The 17,409-nt window shown below is 57.8% G+C and carries 20 protein-coding genes; 10 read left to right on the top strand and 10 right to left on the bottom strand.

Annotated features, from left to right (window positions below):
* Positions 1-99: 99 nt before the first annotated feature.
* The 4 genes from ACR0IV_RS03415 to ACR0IV_RS03430 all read right to left on the bottom strand — a co-directional run bounded on the left by ACR0IV_RS03415 (position 100) and on the right by ACR0IV_RS03430 (position 3,298).
* A complete protein-coding gene (locus ACR0IV_RS03415) occupies positions 100-507 on the bottom strand; it encodes a DUF934 domain-containing protein (protein WP_480469961.1) in 408 nt (135 codons plus the stop codon).
* Positions 504-1,265: a phosphoadenylyl-sulfate reductase gene (locus ACR0IV_RS03420; RefSeq protein WP_480657847.1), complete on the bottom strand. Its 762-nt coding sequence runs from the start codon at positions 1,263-1,265 to the stop codon at positions 504-506. Before ACR0IV_RS03420 ends, ACR0IV_RS03415 begins: the two co-directional genes overlap by 4 nt.
* Positions 1,255-2,919 (bottom strand): nitrite/sulfite reductase, encoded by a 1,665-nt coding sequence (locus tag ACR0IV_RS03425; protein ID WP_480657846.1) that lies wholly within the window; start codon positions 2,917-2,919, stop codon positions 1,255-1,257. Before ACR0IV_RS03425 ends, ACR0IV_RS03420 begins: the two co-directional genes overlap by 11 nt.
* A gap of 64 nt (positions 2,920-2,983) precedes the next feature.
* Entirely contained in the window at positions 2,984-3,298 is a 315-nt protein-coding gene (locus ACR0IV_RS03430) for a DUF2849 domain-containing protein (protein ID WP_480469958.1), read from the bottom strand.
* 176 nt (positions 3,299-3,474) lie between these two features.
* On the opposite strand from ACR0IV_RS03430, the gene ACR0IV_RS03435 reads away from it, so the two are divergent.
* Positions 3,475-3,954 carry an Lrp/AsnC family transcriptional regulator gene (locus ACR0IV_RS03435; RefSeq protein ID WP_480657845.1) on the top strand — a complete coding sequence of 160 codons (480 nt, stop codon included), beginning with the start codon at positions 3,475-3,477 and terminating at the stop codon, positions 3,952-3,954.
* Between the two features lie 152 nt (positions 3,955-4,106).
* On the opposite strand, the gene ACR0IV_RS03440 is transcribed toward ACR0IV_RS03435, so the two are convergent.
* A complete protein-coding gene (locus tag ACR0IV_RS03440) occupies positions 4,107-5,288 on the bottom strand; it encodes a cytochrome P450 (RefSeq protein ID WP_480657843.1) in 1,182 nt (393 codons plus the stop codon).
* A gap of 47 nt (positions 5,289-5,335) precedes the next feature.
* Here ACR0IV_RS03440 and ACR0IV_RS03445 point away from each other — a divergent pair, with 47 nt between their 5' ends.
* The 7 genes from ACR0IV_RS03445 (at position 5,336) to ACR0IV_RS03475 (ending at position 12,807) form a co-directional block, all read left to right on the top strand.
* Positions 5,336-7,069, top strand: coding sequence for a sensor histidine kinase (locus ACR0IV_RS03445; RefSeq protein WP_480657842.1), 1,734 nt, complete (start codon positions 5,336-5,338; stop codon positions 7,067-7,069).
* Positions 7,066-8,295 carry a sigma-54-dependent transcriptional regulator gene (locus tag ACR0IV_RS03450; RefSeq protein ID WP_480657840.1) on the top strand — a complete coding sequence of 410 codons (1,230 nt, stop codon included), beginning with the start codon at positions 7,066-7,068 and terminating at the stop codon, positions 8,293-8,295. Before ACR0IV_RS03445 ends, ACR0IV_RS03450 begins: the two co-directional genes overlap by 4 nt.
* Before the next feature lie 369 nt (positions 8,296-8,664).
* A complete protein-coding gene (locus tag ACR0IV_RS03455; RefSeq protein ID WP_480469953.1) occupies positions 8,665-9,666 on the top strand; it encodes a DctP family TRAP transporter solute-binding subunit in 1,002 nt (333 codons plus the stop codon).
* A gap of 116 nt (positions 9,667-9,782) precedes the next feature.
* Positions 9,783-10,460, top strand: coding sequence for a TRAP transporter small permease (locus tag ACR0IV_RS03460; RefSeq protein WP_480469952.1), 678 nt, complete (start codon positions 9,783-9,785; stop codon positions 10,458-10,460).
* Positions 10,460-11,836 carry a TRAP transporter large permease gene (locus ACR0IV_RS03465; RefSeq protein ID WP_480469951.1) on the top strand — a complete coding sequence of 459 codons (1,377 nt, stop codon included), beginning with the start codon at positions 10,460-10,462 and terminating at the stop codon, positions 11,834-11,836. Before ACR0IV_RS03460 ends, ACR0IV_RS03465 begins: the two co-directional genes overlap by 1 nt.
* A 152-nt stretch (positions 11,837-11,988) precedes the next feature.
* Entirely contained in the window at positions 11,989-12,300 is a 312-nt protein-coding gene (locus ACR0IV_RS03470) for a DMT family transporter (RefSeq protein WP_480657838.1), read from the top strand.
* 60 nt (positions 12,301-12,360) lie between these two features.
* The gene (locus ACR0IV_RS03475) at positions 12,361-12,807 is read left to right on the top strand and encodes a nucleoside deaminase (RefSeq protein ID WP_480657836.1); all 447 of its coding nucleotides are present in this window, start codon (positions 12,361-12,363) and stop codon (positions 12,805-12,807) included.
* A gap of 11 nt (positions 12,808-12,818) precedes the next feature.
* Here ACR0IV_RS03475 and tpiA read toward each other — a convergent pair whose 3' ends face one another.
* Positions 12,819-13,568, bottom strand: coding sequence for a triose-phosphate isomerase (gene tpiA / locus ACR0IV_RS03480; protein WP_480657834.1), 750 nt, complete (start codon positions 13,566-13,568; stop codon positions 12,819-12,821).
* 120 nt (positions 13,569-13,688) lie between these two features.
* Here tpiA and ACR0IV_RS03485 point away from each other — a divergent pair, with 120 nt between their 5' ends.
* A complete protein-coding gene (locus ACR0IV_RS03485) occupies positions 13,689-14,600 on the top strand; it encodes an isopenicillin N synthase family dioxygenase (protein ID WP_480657833.1) in 912 nt (303 codons plus the stop codon).
* Here the strand turns inward: ACR0IV_RS03485 and ACR0IV_RS03490 are convergent.
* A complete protein-coding gene (locus ACR0IV_RS03490; protein ID WP_480657831.1) occupies positions 14,597-14,962 on the bottom strand; it encodes a HesB/IscA family protein in 366 nt (121 codons plus the stop codon). The genes ACR0IV_RS03485 and ACR0IV_RS03490 overlap by 4 nt on opposite strands.
* A 160-nt stretch (positions 14,963-15,122) precedes the next feature.
* Here ACR0IV_RS03490 and ACR0IV_RS03495 point away from each other — a divergent pair, with 160 nt between their 5' ends.
* Positions 15,123-15,449 (top strand): hypothetical protein, encoded by a 327-nt coding sequence (locus ACR0IV_RS03495; RefSeq protein WP_480657830.1) that lies wholly within the window; start codon positions 15,123-15,125, stop codon positions 15,447-15,449.
* A 221-nt stretch (positions 15,450-15,670) separates the two neighbouring features.
* Here the strand turns inward: ACR0IV_RS03495 and ACR0IV_RS03500 are convergent, their stop codons facing one another.
* The 3 genes from ACR0IV_RS03500 to ACR0IV_RS03510 form a co-directional block, all read right to left on the bottom strand.
* The gene (locus tag ACR0IV_RS03500; RefSeq protein WP_480657828.1) at positions 15,671-16,033 is read right to left on the bottom strand and encodes an SUF system Fe-S cluster assembly protein; all 363 of its coding nucleotides are present in this window, start codon (positions 16,031-16,033) and stop codon (positions 15,671-15,673) included.
* A 94-nt stretch (positions 16,034-16,127) separates the two neighbouring features.
* Positions 16,128-16,406 carry an NfeD family protein gene (locus ACR0IV_RS03505; protein ID WP_480657827.1) on the bottom strand — a complete coding sequence of 93 codons (279 nt, stop codon included), beginning with the start codon at positions 16,404-16,406 and terminating at the stop codon, positions 16,128-16,130.
* Positions 16,406-17,296 (bottom strand): SPFH domain-containing protein, encoded by an 891-nt coding sequence (locus tag ACR0IV_RS03510; RefSeq protein ID WP_480469942.1) that lies wholly within the window; start codon positions 17,294-17,296, stop codon positions 16,406-16,408. Before ACR0IV_RS03510 ends, ACR0IV_RS03505 begins: the two co-directional genes overlap by 1 nt.
* Positions 17,297-17,409 lie beyond the last annotated feature (113 nt).

Here is a 17,409-nt window from a genome sequence, read left to right on the forward strand (position 1 = left end):
CTGTCGGCTGGGTAAACCGACATCTCCGTTTAATCTTTGATCCAAGTCAGGAAAAGGGGGCAGATTGCCCCCGTCCCTCAAAAGCAGGCGATGGTTGATTCAGCCGCGCAGTCGAGCCTGATAGTTGTTGTCCTGCCAATTGGCGCGCGCAAGCCATTGATCCTCGGGCTGGCGGTTGGCCAGATTGTGATCGATCTCGACCTCATCAAAGCCGCTGCGCCGTGCCATGGCGTATTGATCGGCCAGTACGTGCCCCTTGGCGCGCAGGCGGCCGGTATAGCCTTTCAGGCGCAGAACGCGAGCGATTGTGAAACCTCGTCCATCCGCCGAAGACGGAAAATCTACGCGCACCATTTTTGCGCTGCCCAGACGTTCGACCAGTTCATCCGGGTCAGTGTCCGAGGCAACATCCAGCGCGACCACGTCATTTGCTGCATCGTCCAGCGTGACATAGCCGTCAGTCCAGTCATCGGGGGCGAAGCCCTCATCCGTTACGATTACATTCATGTTTTCTCTCCGGTGCGGACTATCTTGCCATCGACAAAATGGATGCCGCATTCTTCTTTGTTCTGGTTGCGCCAACGTCCGGCGCGCGGGTCTTCGCCTTCTTTGACCGGCGAGGTGCAGGGCGCACAGCCGATCGAGGGGTAACCTTTGGCCACCAGCGGATGCCGGGGCAGGTTGTTTTCGTCCATATAGGTGCGCACGTCTTCGGGAGTCCAATGGGCCAGCGGATTGACCTTGATCCGACCCGTTCCGTCCTCGACCTCAAAGAACTCAAGCGCAGCTCGGGTGCCTGCCTGAAACCGCTTGCGCCCGCTGATCCAGCCGCAATACCCCGTCAGCGCCTGTTGCAGCGGGAAGGTCTTGCGCAGATTGCAGCACGCATCGGTGTCACGCAGGTGCAGAGCACCGTAAGGATCGTCACGTTGAACGTCTTCCTCATCCGCGTGGATGATCCTGACATTGCGCAACCCCAGGCGCTCGCTAACCTCTTGCTGGTATTCCAGCGTTTCGGTGAACAGCATCTGAGTGTCGATGAACAGCACCGGGGTCATCTTGTCGACCACCGCCGCCATGTGCAGCAACACCACCGACTCCGCCCCGAAACTGGACACGAGGGCGAGCTCGTCGATCTCTTCGATGGCACCGTGCATCACGTCGTGAGCAGAGTGGTGCCGGAACCGGGCGTTCAGCGCTTCGACTTTTTCTGTCAGTACGCTGCGGTCTTTGCCCAGTTCCGTCTGGATCAGGTCAAGCGGCATTCGCCTGAGCCTCGGGGTAAAGGGCAGCCTTGAACGGAGCCATGCCGACGCGACGGTAGGTTTGCAGGAATTCCTCTTCGGCGCTGTCGCGCTGTTCCAGATAGGTGTTCACGATCCGCTCGACTGCCGGAACGATCTCATCATAGGCAAAGCCCGGACCGGTGCGGTCGCCGATGGCAGCCGTTTCGGTACCGTCGCCACCCAGCGTGATCTGGTAGTTCTCAACGCCTGCGCGATCCAGGCCAAGGATACCGATATGGCCCACGTGGTGGTGGCCACAGGCGTTGATGCAGCCCGAAATCTTGATCTTCAGGTGACCGATATCATGCTCAAGCTTCAGGTCATCGAACCGAGTTGCGATTTCCTGTGCAACCGGGATCGAGCGTGCTGTCGCCAGTGCACAATAATCCATACCGGGGCAGGCGATGATGTCGCTGATCAGGCCAATATTGGCTGTGGCCAGTTCATATTCTTTCAGCTTCGCATGGATTGCGGGCAAGTCCGACTTGTGGACATGCGGCAGGATCACGTTCTGCTCGTGGCTGATGCGCAGTTCATCATAGGCGAACTCTTCAGCCAGATCGGCCATCACACGCATCTGCTCGGCGGTTGCATCACCCGGCGTCTGGCCGTGTTTCTTGATCGAGATCGTGACAATCGCGTGGTCTGCGTTCTTGTGCGGCGCGATATTGGTGTCGACCCACGAGCGGAAGACCGGATCGTTGGTATAGGCGGATTCAAACGACGTAACCGAACCTTCGCGGAAGGTCGGGGGCGCGAAGTGGCCCTTGATCTCTTCCAGCAGGTTCATATCGGCGCCTTTGAACTGCGGGCGCACCTGCAGGAAGCGCTCGTTGACCTTGGCGCGGATGGCGTCAATGCCATGTTCATGCACGGTGATCTTGATGCGTGCCTTGTACTTGTTGTCGCGGCGGCCGATCTGGTTCCAGACCGACACGGTGGCTTCGAGATAGGCCAGCAGGTCGTCAAAGGCGACGAACTCGGACAGTTCTTTGCCGATCATCGGCGTGCGACCCAGGCCACCACCCACGATGACACGAGCGCCCAGAACGCCGTCACGCTCAACCAGTTGCAGGCCGATGTCATGTGCCTTGATCACTGCGCGGTCATTTTCCGAACCGGTGATGGCGATCTTGAACTTGCGTGGCATGAACTGGAATTCCGGGTGGTCGGTGGACCACTGGCGCAGCAGTTCGGCATAAGGGCGCGGGTCGGCGACCTCATCCGCGGCGGCACCGGCGAAATGGTCGGCGGTCACGTTGCGGATGGTGTTGCCCGAGGTTTGAATGGCGTGCATACCAACCTCGGCCAGCGCGTCCAGCATGTCTGGCACGTCGTTCAATTTCGGCCAGTTGTATTGGATGTTTTGGCGGGTGGTGAAATGGCCGTAGCCCTTGTCCCACTTCTCAGCCAGCAGGGCTAGTTGGCGCATCTGTGCGCTGCTCAGTGTGCCATAAGGAATTGCAACGCGCAGCATGTAAGCGTGCAGTTGCAGATACAGGCCATTCATCAAGCGCAGTGGCTTGAATTCGTCTTCGGTCAATGAGCCGTCAATGCGGCGCTCGACCTGTGCGCGGAATTGCGCATTACGTTCTGCCAAAAATGCTGTGTCGAACTCGGAGTAGCGATACATGATTAGCTGTCCTTAGTTGCAGCCCCGAACCCGGGGCCTTGAAGAGGGGAGAGAGAGCCTGTGATCAGGCTCGGGGCTGCGGGGAAGTTTCCTGTTTGCCGTGGGCATAGTTGGACGGACCAGTCCGACGGAAATCTTCCCGGAAATGTGTGGGTTCGGGGCCGTTGTCTCCGGCCACGGCATCCGCCAGATAGGCACCAACAATCTTGTTGACCTGACGCTCTGCATCCAGCAAACGCAGCTGGGCGTGAGCTTCATCCGTGATCAATTCGGCCTCGGAGAGTTCGCGGGACCAGCGATCATCTTCGGTCAGATAAATCACATCGCCTTCCAACAGATCGTTGGCTGTAACCACTTTGGGAGTAAAAGCGCGGGGCATCAGGCAAGGTCCTCGTTGTTTACAGGCGTCAGCGCATTGCTGTTCAGGTTGTTTGACTTGAGTGACAATATAGGAAATATTCCCACTTAAGCGCCATATCTCTTGGTAAATAAGAACGTTCGTTCTTTTTGATGGGGATCGTGGGGCTTCTGTTCTGAATCTAGGGAAATAATGGAATGTCGGTGCGCATAGACGACACGGATCGGAAAATTCTGGCTGAACTACAACGAGACGCCAGCCAATCACTTGACGAAATCGCGGCACGGGTCGGCAGTTCCAAGACCCCGGTCTGGAATCGCATTCGCAAGCTGAAAGGGGCCGGAGTGATCGGTCAGCAGACTGTGCTGCTCGACGCCGAAGCACTTGGTTTTGAGGCAACTTTCTTTGTGTTGATCCGCACGTCCGAGCATGAAGCCGATTGGCAAAAGAAGTTTCTGCAGGCTCTGCGTGACCGCCCGGAGGTGCAAGAGGCCCACCGATTGGCGGGGGATATCGATTACATCCTGAAAGTGCGTGTCAAAAACGCGCGTGCTTATGATGCCTTCTACCAAGCCCTGATATCAGAGGTGCGGGTGCACAACGTGACCGCTCTGTTGTCGATGGAAGAAATCAAGTCCACCACGATGTTGCCGCTGAATGTGACGAGCTCTGCTTGATACTGATCGACAAAAGGGGGGGGGCGCTGCCCCCGTCGCCGTGTGGCGACTCCCCCGAGATATTTATAGCCAGATGAAGCAGGGATCCGTTCTTCATCTGGCGCAAAACACCTCCGCCGGAGGTATCGCGCGGCACGCGCGACCCGATGGCTTCAGATGCTAACTTTCAGCTCGGTCAGGCCATGGAAATGGTAGCTGTTCGAGTATTCCGGTTTGTTCAGTAGTGTCAAATTGGGGCATCTGCTGAACAAAATCGGTAAAGCGATCCTCATTTCAAGGCGGGCGAGCGGGGCTCCGACGCAGAAATGCAAGCCTCCGCCGAAGCTGGTATTGGCGCTGATCCGGCGGGTTGGATCGAAGCTGTTGGGGGCGTTCCAGACTAATGGATCTCGGTTGGCGGCACCCAGAAGCAGGGCGACCTGCTCTCCGCGTGCAAATTTGTGCCCGAAGACTTCGACATCTTCGTAAGCATAGCGGGTGAACTGATGCAGGGGCGGATCGAAGCGCAGTATCTCTTCGACCATGTTGTCTATGATGTCTGGGGAAGCAATCTGCTCCTGAGTGCCGGTTTCGAGGATTGTTTTTACGCCATTTCCAAGGGCGTGAACAGTCGCCTCGTGACCGGCATTGAGCAACAGGATACAGGTTGTGATCAGCTCCTCACGCGAAAGCTTGGCACCATCTTCTTCGGCAGCGATCAGGCGCGTGATCAGGTCATCGCGCGGATCCTTGCGGCGTGTTTCGATGTAGCCTTCGAGGAAACGTGTAAACTCGGTCGAGGCGCGTGCGGCGGCGTCTTCGGTCTGGCGTGTGCGGCTGGCCTGATACATCGCGACCATCGCGTGTGACCAGTCCAGAAGCTGCGGTGCCATGTTCTCGGGCACCCCCAATAGACGACAGATGGTGATCACCGGCACCTGTGTGCAATAGGCTTGCAGAAGATCGAAAGGCTCGTCCGGAAACTGATCAACTAGCGCATGGCAGAGCGTTTCGAGCGCGGGTGCAAGATCTGCGATGGCACGCGTCGTGAAAGCCCTTAACACGAGCGCGCGCAGCCGTGTGTGACGGGGTGGTTCGAGCTCCAGCATCGAATGCGCTTCGATTGCGAGCCAGGGCGCGAGGTGATCCGGGCCTGGCTCGGCTAGTTCTGACGGGATTTCGCGTCCGAAGCGACGATCTTTCAGCAGAGTCTGTACGGATTTATGAGAAACAGCAGCAACCATCCCATATTCTTCCCAATAGAACAGATCGCCGAACGCGCGTGCGGTGTCATAGAATGGGTAAGGGTTTTGTACAAAACCAGGGTCGGTGGGGGATTGGGACAGTGTCTTCATGCGCTGCACACTTGCCACCGGTCGCTGCGAATGCAAGACCCTATGACATGCAACGGGTTTGGATCATTGCCGGGTTTCTGTGTGCGGTTGCTTTGTTGTCGGCAACAGTCTGGACTTATGGTTACCGTCAGGCGCTGACTCAACTGAGTCAGCAGGCCGAGGCTGATCTTGAGCTGGCAGCAGACCGATTGAGCACTCAGATGCAGGTGTATCAGGAGGTTGCTGCGTTGATGGCGGATCATCCGGCATTGCGGGCGCTTGGGACTCCGACGCAGGTTCGAACCGCGCAATCGGTCCTGTTGGATGTGGCGGATAAGACAGCGGCGGTTAACGTGATCTATCTGGCACCGGATGGCCGGGTTCTGGCTTCGGCACAGCCTGTTGCGCAAACAGATATGGCTGAACATCCGGCGTTTGAACGCGCCATGCAGGGTGCGCTCGGCAGCGCGCATGGGGTCATGCCGGGCAGTGGGGATCGGATCTATTCTTACGTTGCTCCGGCCTTTGGTCCTGCGGGCCGGGTTGTGGGTGCGTTGATGGTCGTGGCCGATGTGCAGGATGTTGAGCAGACGTGGCGTGGCAGCACCGAGGCTGTGTTTTTCGTCGACGCCAATGGGGTTGTATTCATCTCCAACAGGTCGGATCTGCTGTTCTGGCAGCGTGCGGATGGGCAGCCGGGCCTGACGCCACCGGATGGTCAATCGGTTGATTTCGCCTCAACACTGGTGGGCGGGCATGAACTCTGGCGGTTGGGATGGGGACGCTACTTCCCGCGCCGCGCTCTGCATCTGACACTTGCGTTACCCGTGATCGATATGACAGCCGAGGTTTTAGTCGATGTCGCCCCGGCGCGGCGTCTGGCAGGATTGCAGGCCGCAGCCGTTGCCGCGATCTGTTTTGCCTTTGGCGCGCTGTTGTTTCTGGCCTCGGAACGTCGTCGTACGCTGGCTTTGGCCAACACGGTATTGGAGAGCCGTGTTGCGCAGCGTACTCGCGCCCTGACGGCGGCGAACTCGGCGTTGCGGCGCGAGGTAGCGGAGCGGCAAGAGGCTGAGGCGGCGCTGAAACAGGCGCAGGCAGATCTGGTGCAGGCCGGTAAACTGAGCGCGCTTGGCAAGATGTCAGCCGGGATCAGTCATGAGCTGAACCAGCCGCTGATGGCGATCCGTCAGTTCGCGGATAACGGTTCGGCCTTTCTGGAACGAGGCAAGGGTGAAAGAGCGGGCGAAAATCTGGGTCGTATTTCCGACATGGCGGCGCGCATGGCGCGGATCATCAAGAACTTGCGCGCATTTGCCCGCAACGAAAGCGAGCCGATGGGGAAAGTCGATCTGGTTCAGGTTCTAAACACCGCCGTCGAACTGACTGAGGCCCGGTTGCGCGATGAAGATGTGACGCTGGATTGGTCGCCGCCCGAGGTCGAGGTTTATGCTTGGGGTGGAGAAGTACGGTTGGGTCAGGTTTTCGTTAACCTGATCAACAACGCGGTGGATGCCATGGCAGATCAGGCCTCGCGTCGGATTTCGATCCGCCTGACCGAAGAGGAGCGTATTCGCGTATCGGTGCGTGATACCGGTCCCGGCATCAAGGATCCGGACCGGGTGTTTGAGCCGTTCTATACCACGAAGACGGTAGGCAGCTCGGAAGGGATGGGGCTGGGGCTGTCCATCTCATACGGCTTGGTGCAGAGTTTCGGAGGGGACATCCGAGGCGCGAACACCGAAGACGGGGCCGAGTTCACTGTCGAACTAGAACCCTATGATGAGGACAAGATCGCATGATCCGTAAGGTTCTTTTGGTGGATGATGACTCGGCTGTGCGTGAGGCGTTGGCCCAGACGCTGGAACTGGCCGAGTACGAACCTGTTGCTGCCGGTTCTTTCGTGGCCGCCAAGGATCATATCCGGCGCGACTTTGAAGGAGTGATCGTCTCGGACATCCGAATGCCGGGGCGGGATGGGTTTCACCTGTTGAGTTATGCGCGTGAGGTTGACCCGGAATTGCCGGTTGTTCTGTTGACAGGCGAAGGGGATATTCCCATGGCTGTACAAGCGATGGGGCAGGGTGCGTTTGATTTTCTGGAAAAACCCTGTGCTGCTGCCGATCTGCTGTCTGTTCTGGAACGCGCTTTCAGTGCGCGGGCCGAGGTCCTTCAGTTGCGCGAACAAAAGAGCGAGCTGGAACGCGGTGATCCCGCTGCGCGGATACTGTTTGGACTGTCCGAGCAAGCCGAAGCCTTACGTGAACGTGTGCGCGCAGTGGCGCCGACGCGGGCCGAGGTGCTTGTCACTGGTCCGGTGGGCAGCGGTATTTCCAAGGTGGCAGAGGTTGTGCATCTGATGTCTCCGGGCGGGCAGGGTCCGTTTGTCAAACGGTCTGCGTCGGGGCTGACCGTCGAGGAACTGAGGAAGGGATGCGACGACGCCTCGGGAGGGTCGCTGTTTCTGGATGAGGTTTCGGCCATGTCCGATGCCACGCAATACGCGACTCTGGAGTTGATCGAGCAGGGATCAGAGGCACGTATCATCGCGGGAACGACTATGGACTTGTCTGAACTCGTTACTTTGGGACGGTTCAATGCAGATCTGTTCTATCGTCTCGACGTAATGCGTGTGCGCATACCTTCTTTGTCTGAGCGCCCCGAGGATATCCCGGTCATTTTCCGCCATTACGTTGCACAGGCAGCCGAGCAAGCCGGCATTGCAGAGCCTGAGGTGATGCCCGAACATCTTGCCTCGCTCATGGGGCAGGATTGGCCGGGGAATGCCCGGTCGTTGATGTCGGCTGCAATGCGGTTTGTGCTGGGGATGCCCGAAGAAGTTGCCGAGGCCGGTGATCTGGGCTTGAGCGAGCAGCTTGCCCGGGTTGAGCGGTCGCTGCTGATCGCAGCGCTGGGTCGCCACAATGGCAAGGCTGCTGATGCGGCGAAGGCGTTGAAGCTGCCGCGCAAAACCTTCTACGACAAACTTGCGCGTTACCAGATTCGCCCCGAGGATTATCGCAGGTAACAAGAGCTCCCGCCCGTTTTGACAGCATTATCATGCCGTCAAAGCCGTTGGGCCGGGCAGTCCGCTGGTGCGGTCTGCGGTTGCGCGTCAGGCGAGACAACTCGATTCGGCAGGAATGATTCGCGATTGTGCGGAAATCCGCACAGCGCTGAATTTCGCTGTGCGAGATTCCGCACAGTGTTGGGGTCGCTTTGTTGAGATATCAGCAAAGGATCTAGTTAAACATATGATATAAATATAGAAACACCGAATCCATATTCGCAAAAACAAATTCTTGAGAGCGTTGCGGCGATTCGCTTCACTGCGTCGCATATGGCGCTGGTCAGGCGCCTGACGGAAATCTCAAGGAAGTCTGGGAGGACAAAACTGATGAAATTCCTGGCAACAGCCGCTACTGCACTTGCGCTTACTGTGACTGCCACTGCAGGCATGGCCGCCTGCGACGATGGTGAGATCGTGGTCAAGTTTGCGCATGTGACCAACTCTGACAAACACCCCAAGGGCATCGCCGCATCACTGCTGGAACAGCGCGTGAATGATGAGATGAATGGGGTAATGTGTATGGAGGTGTTCCCCAACTCGACCCTCTACAACGATGACAAAGTGCTGGAGGCGATGCTGCAGGGTGATGTGCAACTGGCTGCGCCCTCACTGTCGAAGTTCGAAAAATTCACCAAACAGTTCCGCCTGTTCGACCTGCCGTTCATGTTCAAGAACATCGACGCTGTCGACGCGTTCCAGGCCTCGGATGCGGGGCAGGCGATGAAGGACAGCATGCAGCGCCGTGGCCTGCAGGGTTTGGCGTTTTGGCATAATGGTATGAAGCAGATGTCTGCTAACAAACCTCTGGTCGATCCTTCGGACGCGGATGGCCTGAAGTTCCGCGTTCAAAGCTCGGATGTGCTGGTCGCGCAGATGGAGGCCATCGGCGGCAGCCCGCAGAAGATGGCATTCTCGGAAGTCTATGGCGCGCTGCAGCAGGGCGTTGTGGACGGGCAGGAGAACACCTGGTCGAACATCTACGGCAAGAAGTTCTTCGAGGTGCAGGACGGCATCACCGAAACCAACCATGGCATTATCGATTACCTAGTGGTGACCTCGGTTGACTGGCTCGACAGCCTGGAGCCGGAGGTTCGCGATCAGTTCCTGACCATTCTGTCTGAGGTGACCGAGACCCGGAACAAGGAAGCCTTCGCCGTGAACGAAGCGGCCAAAGCCTCGATCACCGATGCGGGCGGTATCATCCGCGACCTGAATCCCGATCAGCGTCAGGCATGGGTCGATGCGATGAAGCCCGTCTGGGACAAATTCGCGGATGACGTCGGTCAGGACAAGATCGACGCAGCCCAAGCGATCAACGCCGGGTTCTGATCCCGGTTGAGGCCGCGCGTCGGGGGACTGGGGAGTTATCGACGCGCAGGCCGGGCGGGCCGCTGTGAGGCCCGCCAACCTTTTACTCTCATCACAAAAAATGCGGGGACAGAGAGATGTCTGGTGCGAAACCCGGCCAAGGCGGGCTGGTCGACCATATCGAAGAGACGATGATCGCGCTTTTGTTGGGCGTGATGACGGTCGTCACCTTCGCCAACGTAATTGCGCGGTTTGTGTTCAATTCCAACATTCTATGGGCGCTTGAGCTGACGGTATTCACCTTCGGCTGGCTGGTGCTTTTAGGCGCATCTTATGCCGTGAAGAAACACGCGCATCTGGGTGTGGACGCGATCCTGAACATGCTGGCGCCGGCGCCGCGTCGCATACTTGCGTTGATCGCGGTGGCCTGTTGTCTGGTGTTCTCGTTGCTGCTGCTGAAGGGTTCGTACGACTATTGGGCGGTCTTTGCAGACCTTCCGCCGACCTCGGGCCGTTGGTTCCCGACCGGGTTCGACACCGGAGCGCGCAGCCAGAGTTTTTACGAAGTGGATGACATTCCCATGGTTGCCCCGCTGCGGTTTCTGGAAGATCTGATCAACTATGGCGAGGGGTACGAGAAGATCCCTAAGGTGATCCCTTATCTGGTGTTGCCGGTTTCCATGCTGCTGCTGGTCATCCGCTTTTCTCAGGTTGCAGTTCAAATCTGGCGCGGCGAGACCGACCGCCTTGTTGCCAGCCACGAAGTAGAGGACGAGATCGAAGAAGTCCGCGCTCAGCAAGGGGAGCATAACTGATGGACGTCGTTCTTCTTTTCTCGATGGTCGTTGGCCTTCTGCTGATCGGTGTTCCGATTGCAGTGGCTCTGGGCCTCAGTTCGACCCTGTTCCTGTTGATCTATTCCGACAGCTCTCTGGCCTCGGTCGCGGGCACTCTGTTCGAAGCGTTTGAGGGGCACTTTACCCTTCTGGCGATTCCGTTCTTCATCCTCGCGTCGTCCTTCATGACGACCGGTGGCGTGGCGCGCCGGATCATCCGGTTTTCGATTGCTTGTGTCGGGCATCTGCCGGGCGGTCTGGCGATTGCAGGCGTCTTCGCCTGTATGCTGTTCGCCGCACTGTCAGGATCGTCCCCAGCGACGGTTGTGGCCATCGGTTCGATCGTCATCGCCGGTATGCGGCAGGTGGGCTATTCCAAGGAATTCGCAGCCGGTGTGATCTGTAACGCGGGTACGCTGGGCATCCTGATCCCGCCCTCTATCGTGATGGTTGTTTATGCGGCCGCCGTTGAGGTCTCGGTCGGTCGGATGTTCTTGGCGGGCGTGATACCGGGCCTGATGGCCGGTCTGATGCTGATGATCACGATTTATGTGATGGCGAAGGTCAAGAACCTTCCCAAGGGAGACTGGAAGGGCTGGGGTGAGATTTTTGTCTCGGCGCGCGAAGCCGGTTGGGGGCTATTCCTGATCGTGATCATTCTGGGCGGTATCTACGGCGGTATCTTTACGCCGACGGAGGCTGCCGCGGTTGCTGCTGTCTATGCCTTCCTGATCGCAAGCTTTGTCTACAAGGACATGGGGCCGCTCAGCACCGAAGAGGGCCAACCCAATGTACCGCTGCTCAAAAAACCTTACGCACTGGTGACAGCCTTCTTCCATCCCGATACCAAACATACGCTGTTCGAGGCGGGTAAACTGACTGTTACGCTGCTGTTCGTGATCGCCAACGCGCTGATCCTCAAGCACGTGCTGACGGACGAGCAGGTGCCGCAGCACATTGCCAGCGCCATGTTGTCGGCGGGTCTGGGGCCGGTAACCTTCCTGATCGTGGTCAACGTGATCCTGCTGATCGGTGGTCAGTTCATGGAGCCCTCGGGCCTGTTAGTCATCGTTGCACCGCTGGTGTTTCCGATTGCAATCGAGCTAGGTATCGACCCGATCCATCTGGGTATCATCATGGTGGTGAACATGGAGATTGGGATGATCACGCCTCCGGTCGGTCTGAACCTGTTCGTGACCTCGGGCGTGGCGGGAATGCCGATGATGAGCGTGGTGAAAGCGGCGCTGCCGTTCCTGGCCGTGCTCTTCGTCTTCCTGATCATGGTCACCTATATCCCGTGGATATCAACCTTCCTGCCCAACACCTTCATGGGGCCGGAGATCATAACCAACTAGGATTGGGCAACCAGTCTAAGCCGGGTGGCTCAGCTGCCCGGTTTTTTTATGCCTTGAAACCAGTGCCCGAGCGCATATCTAGGCGTTCGAGGACGACCTCACCACCATGGATGACCATTCGGGACGACCCGAATTCGAAGTGAGGTGTTCTTATGCCCTGGATACTACTGTTGTTCGCTGGCCTGCTTGAGATTGTCTGGGCCGTCGCAATGAAGCAAGCCGCCGGTTTTACACGGCTGTGGCCGACGGCGATCATGAGTGTCTCGATGGTCGGGTCCTTTGGCCTGCTTGCGCTGGCGATGCGGGACCTGCCCTTGGGCACCGCCTATACCATCTGGACCGGGATTGGCGCTGTCGGCGCGTTCACCGTTGGCATTCTGTTTCTCGGTGAAGCTCTGACCCCGATGCGTATCCTTGCGGCCGTCCTGATTGTCACCGGCCTAGTGGTGATGAAGCTGGCCTAAGCGTTGACGCCTGAAACGGGGTCGGGCAGCTTGGTGTGGCGATTCAATAGGATACTGCCCATGTTGACCGATACCGATGCACGCCTGCTTCGCCTTGCCTATGACGAAGCGAAAGCGGGGTTTGACGAGGGTGGTTGTCCTATCGGTTCGGTGCTGGCACGGGGCGGCGAGGTCGTCTCGCAGGGACGCAATCAGCGCGTCCAAGGTGGCGACCCGATCGCCCATGGCGAAATGGATGCGCTGCGTAAGGCGGGGCGGCAGAGGACCTACCGTGATACCGTGCTCTACACCTCTTTGTCGCCGTGCATGATGTGTTCGGGCACGATCATTCAGTTCGGAATCCCACGCGTCGTTGTTGGTGAGAATCAGAATTTCGGCGGCAACGAAGATTTCCTGCGCTCACGCGGGGTCGAGGTCATCATCGCGGATGACCCCGACTGTATCGCGCTCATGAAACGCTTTATCGAAGAAAAGCCCGAGCTATGGGCCGAAGATATAGCCGAATAGACTGATCATGCTCACGCGGCTTCGAGCGCGCGAATAATACCCGAGAAATCGTCGGCCTTCAGGCTGGCACCGCCAACCAATGCTCCGTCGACATTGGACACACCAAATATCTCGGCAGCGTTGCTAGGTTTGACCGACCCACCGTAAAGCAGGCGCACTGAGCGGCCCACGCCCTCGCCAAAGCGGCGTTCCAGGCGGGCGCGGATGAAGTCATGAACCTCACCGATCTCTTCCAGTGTGGGAACTTTGCCGGTACCGATGGCCCAGATCGGCTCATAAGCCACGATCAGATTCTCACCCGTCGACTGATCCGGGATTGAGCCTGACATCTGCCCGCCAATAATGTCCAACGTGTTCGCAGCGTCGCGTTGTTCGAGGCTTTCACCAACGCATATGATCGCCTTCAAACCGGCATCCATCGCCGCGCGCGCCTTGGCGCGAACATCTTCGTTCTGTTCCCCGTGGTCCTCACGCCGCTCTGAATGCCCAAGGATCACTGCCGAGGCGCCTGCATCAAGCAACATGTCGGCGCTTAGATCACCTGTATGCGCACCCGAGGCTGCGGCATGGCAATCCTGACCGCCAACGGCGATCTCAGTCCCGCTGACCATACCCGAAGCGCGGTGCAGCAACGTCGCGGGCGGGCAGATCAGGATGTCGATCGGCGAAGAGGGGTGCGCAATCGCCAGCTTCTCAAGCTCGCCCAACGCGGTGCTTGTGCCGTTCATTTTCCAGTTGCCTGCCGCCAGTTTGCGCCGCATCGCGATCCCTCCGCATTATCCGTTATGTGTTTCGGATATCACCCTCGCGCAGTGCTTACAATTCCGGTTGCAGTCCGGGCGCAGTAACGACAGATTGCGCGTGAAAATGCTGAGGGTGACATGATCGAAAACCTTGACCTTGCCAAGCTGGATCTGCGCGATCCAACAGAGCTGGCAAAGCTGAAAGACGCCGTTGGGTGCGTCGGCTTTTTGACCGTGTCCAACACGGGGCTTGAGGCTGATCGCGTCCGTCAGGTTATTGCGGCCTATCGCTCGTTCTTCCATCAACCCAATGAGATTAAACAGGCCGTCGATATGGCCGTGACCGGCTCTAATCGTGGCTGGGGTGCCTCTCAGTCCGAGCAGGTCGATCCGGACGCAAACCCGGACTACAAGGAAGTGTTCGACTGCGGATATGAATTGTCGTCCGGCGATCCCTATGCCGATCGCGGGTTGAGCGTTTACGCACCCAATCTCTGGCCCGATGTGGCTGAGTTTCGAACGGTAATCCAAGCTTACTACACCGAAGCCAGTGCTGTTGCGATGCGTGTTTTGCGTGCGATTGCTGTGGCACTTGGCCGTGACGCGCAGAGTTTCGATGCCTCATTCGATACACCCATGGCTTTGCTGCGCGGTAACTTCTATCCGCAACGGCCTGATTGGGCTGGGAAAAAGGATTTCGGGATTGCCGCACACACCGACTATGGCTGCCTGACACTACTGGCTACCGACGGTGCGCCGGGTCTTGAGGTGCGCATGCCGGATGGTACGTGGCAGGCCGTCGAGGCCGCTCCGGGCGCATTCATCATCAATTTTGGCGAGATGCTGGAATTCTGGACCGGTGGCGAGGTTAAAGCGACCCTTCATAGGGTGATAGGCGGTGCGGACGAGCGGATCTCGGTCCCGCTGTTCTTTAATCCGTCTTACGATACCAACGTCGCCCCGCCGGGCTCAGGGCAGCTAATCCGGGCGGGTGAGCATCTGACACGCCGTTTCAATGAGACCTACGTGCACCTTCAAGCTGCGTCTTAACGCTGCGCTGCCAGTGTTTCGTCGAATTTGATCGATTCTCCACAGCCACAGGCATCGACCACATTCGGGTTGCGAAATTTGAAGCCGGATTCAAGCAGCGAGACCTCATAATCGATCTCGGTTCCGAACAGGAACATCTGGGCCATGGGGGCAATCATCACGCGTGCGCCGTCTTGCTCGACCACCTCGTCATTGGGGTCGGCTTCATCGACATAATCCATGGTATATTCCATACCGGCACAGCCGCCTTTCTTCACACCGATGCGCAGACCGGCATGACCGCCGGATTGCATCAGCTGAACAATTTGGGCAGCTGCTTTTTCTGTCATGGTCACGGCTTGTTTGCCGGGAATGCCAAACATGGTGGGCTCCGTTTTCGCGCGTTACACCTAATCTAAGGCCGACGCGCGCTGGGCTCAAGAGACCGCGTGTTCAATTCCTCTGACCGCAGCGGGTTGTCATGAGGGGTCGCAAGGCTTTAGCCTGCTCTATGCGGGCAAGTTTTCAGAAAGGTAAGGACCGATGGCAGTTCAACGCTTGGTTGGTACAAGGGCATTTGCGACCGTGATTGGGCTGGCTTTGGCTTGTCCGGCGATGGCTGCAGATGACAGCAAACGGCACCCGGTGAATTGCGCCACCGCTCCGGGTGATTTGCGCGCAATTGCGGCCGAGAAAAAGCACGCCGAGGATCAACAAGTCGAAAGCGTCGTTTCGATCTTGCCCGCCGGCGCTTTGTTGGGGCTGGTCACAGGGACCGAGAACAAGCATCTCAAGATGTTGTCGGGGGATTACATAAAGCAGCTGGACGAACGGGCGGCAGAGATTAGATCGACCTGCGGTATTAAATAGCCTGCAAAAAAAGACCGCCCTCGGGCAAGGGCGGTCCGTGATCCGGAACAGGTCATATGGGGGCGGCAATCAGTCTTTTACCCGGAGCACTGACACAGCAGGGATCGTCTGTGCCAACGCGGCAAAAGTGCCGGGCTTTCATGTCGAAAACTACACGGATTGGTAACAGGCTCATAACCGTTTTATGACAAACGGAAAAAATCTGTGGATAGATGCGCGGGTTACATGAACCCAAGCTCAAGTCGGGCTTCGTCCGACATCATCTCCATGCCCCAGGGCGGCTCCCATGTCAGTTCAACGTCCACTTCCTTGACGCCTGCAACGGGTTCGATGGCTTCCACGATCCAGCCGGGCATTTCGCCTGCGACCGGGCATCCGGGGGCGGTCAGGGTCATGATGACCTTAACGGCGTTCTCGGTGGTGATGTCGATCGTGTAAATCAATCCGAGGTCATAGATATTGACCGGAATCTCGGGGTCAAACACTGTCCGGCATGCTTCGACCACGGGTTCATAAAGAGGGTGGTCGATGGTCGAAGGCGCAATCAGCGGGGTGCCTTCGAACTGTTCGCTGGGATGGGTCATTTAAGCCTCGGGTTTGTTACCTGAGAAATTATATAGGGAAAGTGTCGGGCAGCGTCCAGAGGTGCCGCAGCGCCTGTTCAGGCGCCACGACGGTTCAGTCATTGATATCGTGCTTGAAGGTTTTGACCTGACCGTGAGGCAGGGCAAACATGCGGCGCAGCACCAACCATGCGATCAGCGACAGAGCCGCGAAGATCAGCAGAAGAACCGGCAGGGAGGGCGCAAGGCCCGGGATCACCAAAATCACTCCGGTAATGGCTGCGCCGATGGCAAAGCCCAGGAAGATGAAGCCAGGCAGGGCGACTTCGAGGATGGCCAGAGCAAGCGCTCCGGCCAGCCAGATCCACCATGTCAGCCAAAAGGGATCGGCCATCATTTGCCTCCTTTCAGCATGTTAAACGCATTGCCGAAGGCTTCAAGGGCGTTTGCGGGCACAACGATGGTCTGAGAACCGGTGCCATTGCCCAGGGCATTGAGCGCTTCCACCTGCTTAAGGGCGACCTGATACTGCGCTGCTTCCAACCCGTTGTCCTGAATGGCTTTGGCCACGACCTGTGTCGCATAAGCTTCGGCCTCAGCCGAGATACGGCGAGCTTTTGCCGTCTGTTCCGCTGCATAAAGCTCGGCATCAGCCTGCAGCTCAACGGCGCGTTTTTGACCTTCGGCCTCGGTCACCTGCGCACGGCGGGCACGTTCGGCATTCAGCTGTTGCAGCATCGCGTCGCGGGTGGCCTGATCGAGGTTCACATCCAGAATCTCGGCGCGGGTCACTTCGATGCCCCAGTCATCGACAGCGGTTTCGACGCTTTCCTGAATGCGTTCAATCAGTTGTGCGCGGTTCGACTGCACCTCATCCAGATCCATCTTACCGATTTCCGCACGCACGATACCGGCCACAGTTGTGGCAATTGCGCCGTCTACATCGCGGATGCGATAGACCGTCTTTTCAGGTTCCAGAATACGGTAAAACACCGAGGTATCGATCTGCACCAGAACGTTGTCCTTGGTGATCGCGTCCTGCGTTGCATTCGGCAACTGGCGCTCAAGGATGGATATCTTGTGGCGGGCAACATCAAGAAATGGAACGATAAAATTGATCCCAGGCCCAAGCACAGAATGTAGGCGGCCGAACCGTTCGACCACGTATTTCTCTGATTGTGGCACGATCTTGATGCCTTTGAAGATAACAATGGCAATTAGCGCCGCTGCCAGCAGGTAGATAATGTTCGATGTAAGCAGTCCGATAATCTGGTCTTCTGTCATACTGTCCTCATTATTTGTGTACTATAGTATACATTTGGGGATTGAGTCGCCCGATTTCAACTCTGGTATGGATTGTGAGGGCAGGAATGCAAGTCTTTGAAAGCGTTAATACC

It is taken from the genome of Ruegeria sp. C2 (assembly GCF_056537765.1).

Excerpts from the sequence above, each read along its gene's own strand:
- ACR0IV_RS03415 (WP_480469961.1), bottom strand. The coding sequence starts at position 507 with ATGAATGTAATCGTAACGGATGAGGGCTTCGCCCCCGATGACTGGACT.
- ACR0IV_RS03420 (WP_480657847.1), bottom strand. The coding sequence starts at position 1,265 with ATGCCGCTTGACCTGATCCAGACGGAACTGGGCAAAGACCGCAGCGTA.
- ACR0IV_RS03425 (WP_480657846.1), bottom strand. The coding sequence starts at position 2,919 with ATGTATCGCTACTCCGAGTTCGACACAGCATTTTTGGCAGAACGTAAT.
- ACR0IV_RS03430 (WP_480469958.1), bottom strand. The coding sequence starts at position 3,298 with ATGCCCCGCGCTTTTACTCCCAAAGTGGTTACAGCCAACGATCTGTTG.
- ACR0IV_RS03435 (WP_480657845.1), top strand. The coding sequence starts at position 3,475 with ATGTCGGTGCGCATAGACGACACGGATCGGAAAATTCTGGCTGAACTA.
- ACR0IV_RS03440 (WP_480657843.1), bottom strand. The coding sequence starts at position 5,288 with ATGAAGACACTGTCCCAATCCCCCACCGACCCTGGTTTTGTACAAAAC.
- ACR0IV_RS03445 (WP_480657842.1), top strand. The coding sequence starts at position 5,336 with ATGCAACGGGTTTGGATCATTGCCGGGTTTCTGTGTGCGGTTGCTTTG.
- ACR0IV_RS03450 (WP_480657840.1), top strand. The coding sequence starts at position 7,066 with ATGATCCGTAAGGTTCTTTTGGTGGATGATGACTCGGCTGTGCGTGAG.
- ACR0IV_RS03455 (WP_480469953.1), top strand. The coding sequence starts at position 8,665 with ATGAAATTCCTGGCAACAGCCGCTACTGCACTTGCGCTTACTGTGACT.
- ACR0IV_RS03460 (WP_480469952.1), top strand. The coding sequence starts at position 9,783 with ATGTCTGGTGCGAAACCCGGCCAAGGCGGGCTGGTCGACCATATCGAA.
- ACR0IV_RS03465 (WP_480469951.1), top strand. The coding sequence starts at position 10,460 with ATGGACGTCGTTCTTCTTTTCTCGATGGTCGTTGGCCTTCTGCTGATC.
- ACR0IV_RS03470 (WP_480657838.1), top strand. The coding sequence starts at position 11,989 with ATGCCCTGGATACTACTGTTGTTCGCTGGCCTGCTTGAGATTGTCTGG.
- ACR0IV_RS03475 (WP_480657836.1), top strand. The coding sequence starts at position 12,361 with ATGTTGACCGATACCGATGCACGCCTGCTTCGCCTTGCCTATGACGAA.
- tpiA (WP_480657834.1), bottom strand. The coding sequence starts at position 13,568 with ATGCGGCGCAAACTGGCGGCAGGCAACTGGAAAATGAACGGCACAAGC.
- ACR0IV_RS03485 (WP_480657833.1), top strand. The coding sequence starts at position 13,689 with ATGATCGAAAACCTTGACCTTGCCAAGCTGGATCTGCGCGATCCAACA.
- ACR0IV_RS03490 (WP_480657831.1), bottom strand. The coding sequence starts at position 14,962 with ATGTTTGGCATTCCCGGCAAACAAGCCGTGACCATGACAGAAAAAGCA.
- ACR0IV_RS03495 (WP_480657830.1), top strand. The coding sequence starts at position 15,123 with ATGGCAGTTCAACGCTTGGTTGGTACAAGGGCATTTGCGACCGTGATT.
- ACR0IV_RS03500 (WP_480657828.1), bottom strand. The coding sequence starts at position 16,033 with ATGACCCATCCCAGCGAACAGTTCGAAGGCACCCCGCTGATTGCGCCT.
- ACR0IV_RS03505 (WP_480657827.1), bottom strand. The coding sequence starts at position 16,406 with ATGGCCGATCCCTTTTGGCTGACATGGTGGATCTGGCTGGCCGGAGCG.
- ACR0IV_RS03510 (WP_480469942.1), bottom strand. The coding sequence starts at position 17,296 with ATGACAGAAGACCAGATTATCGGACTGCTTACATCGAACATTATCTAC.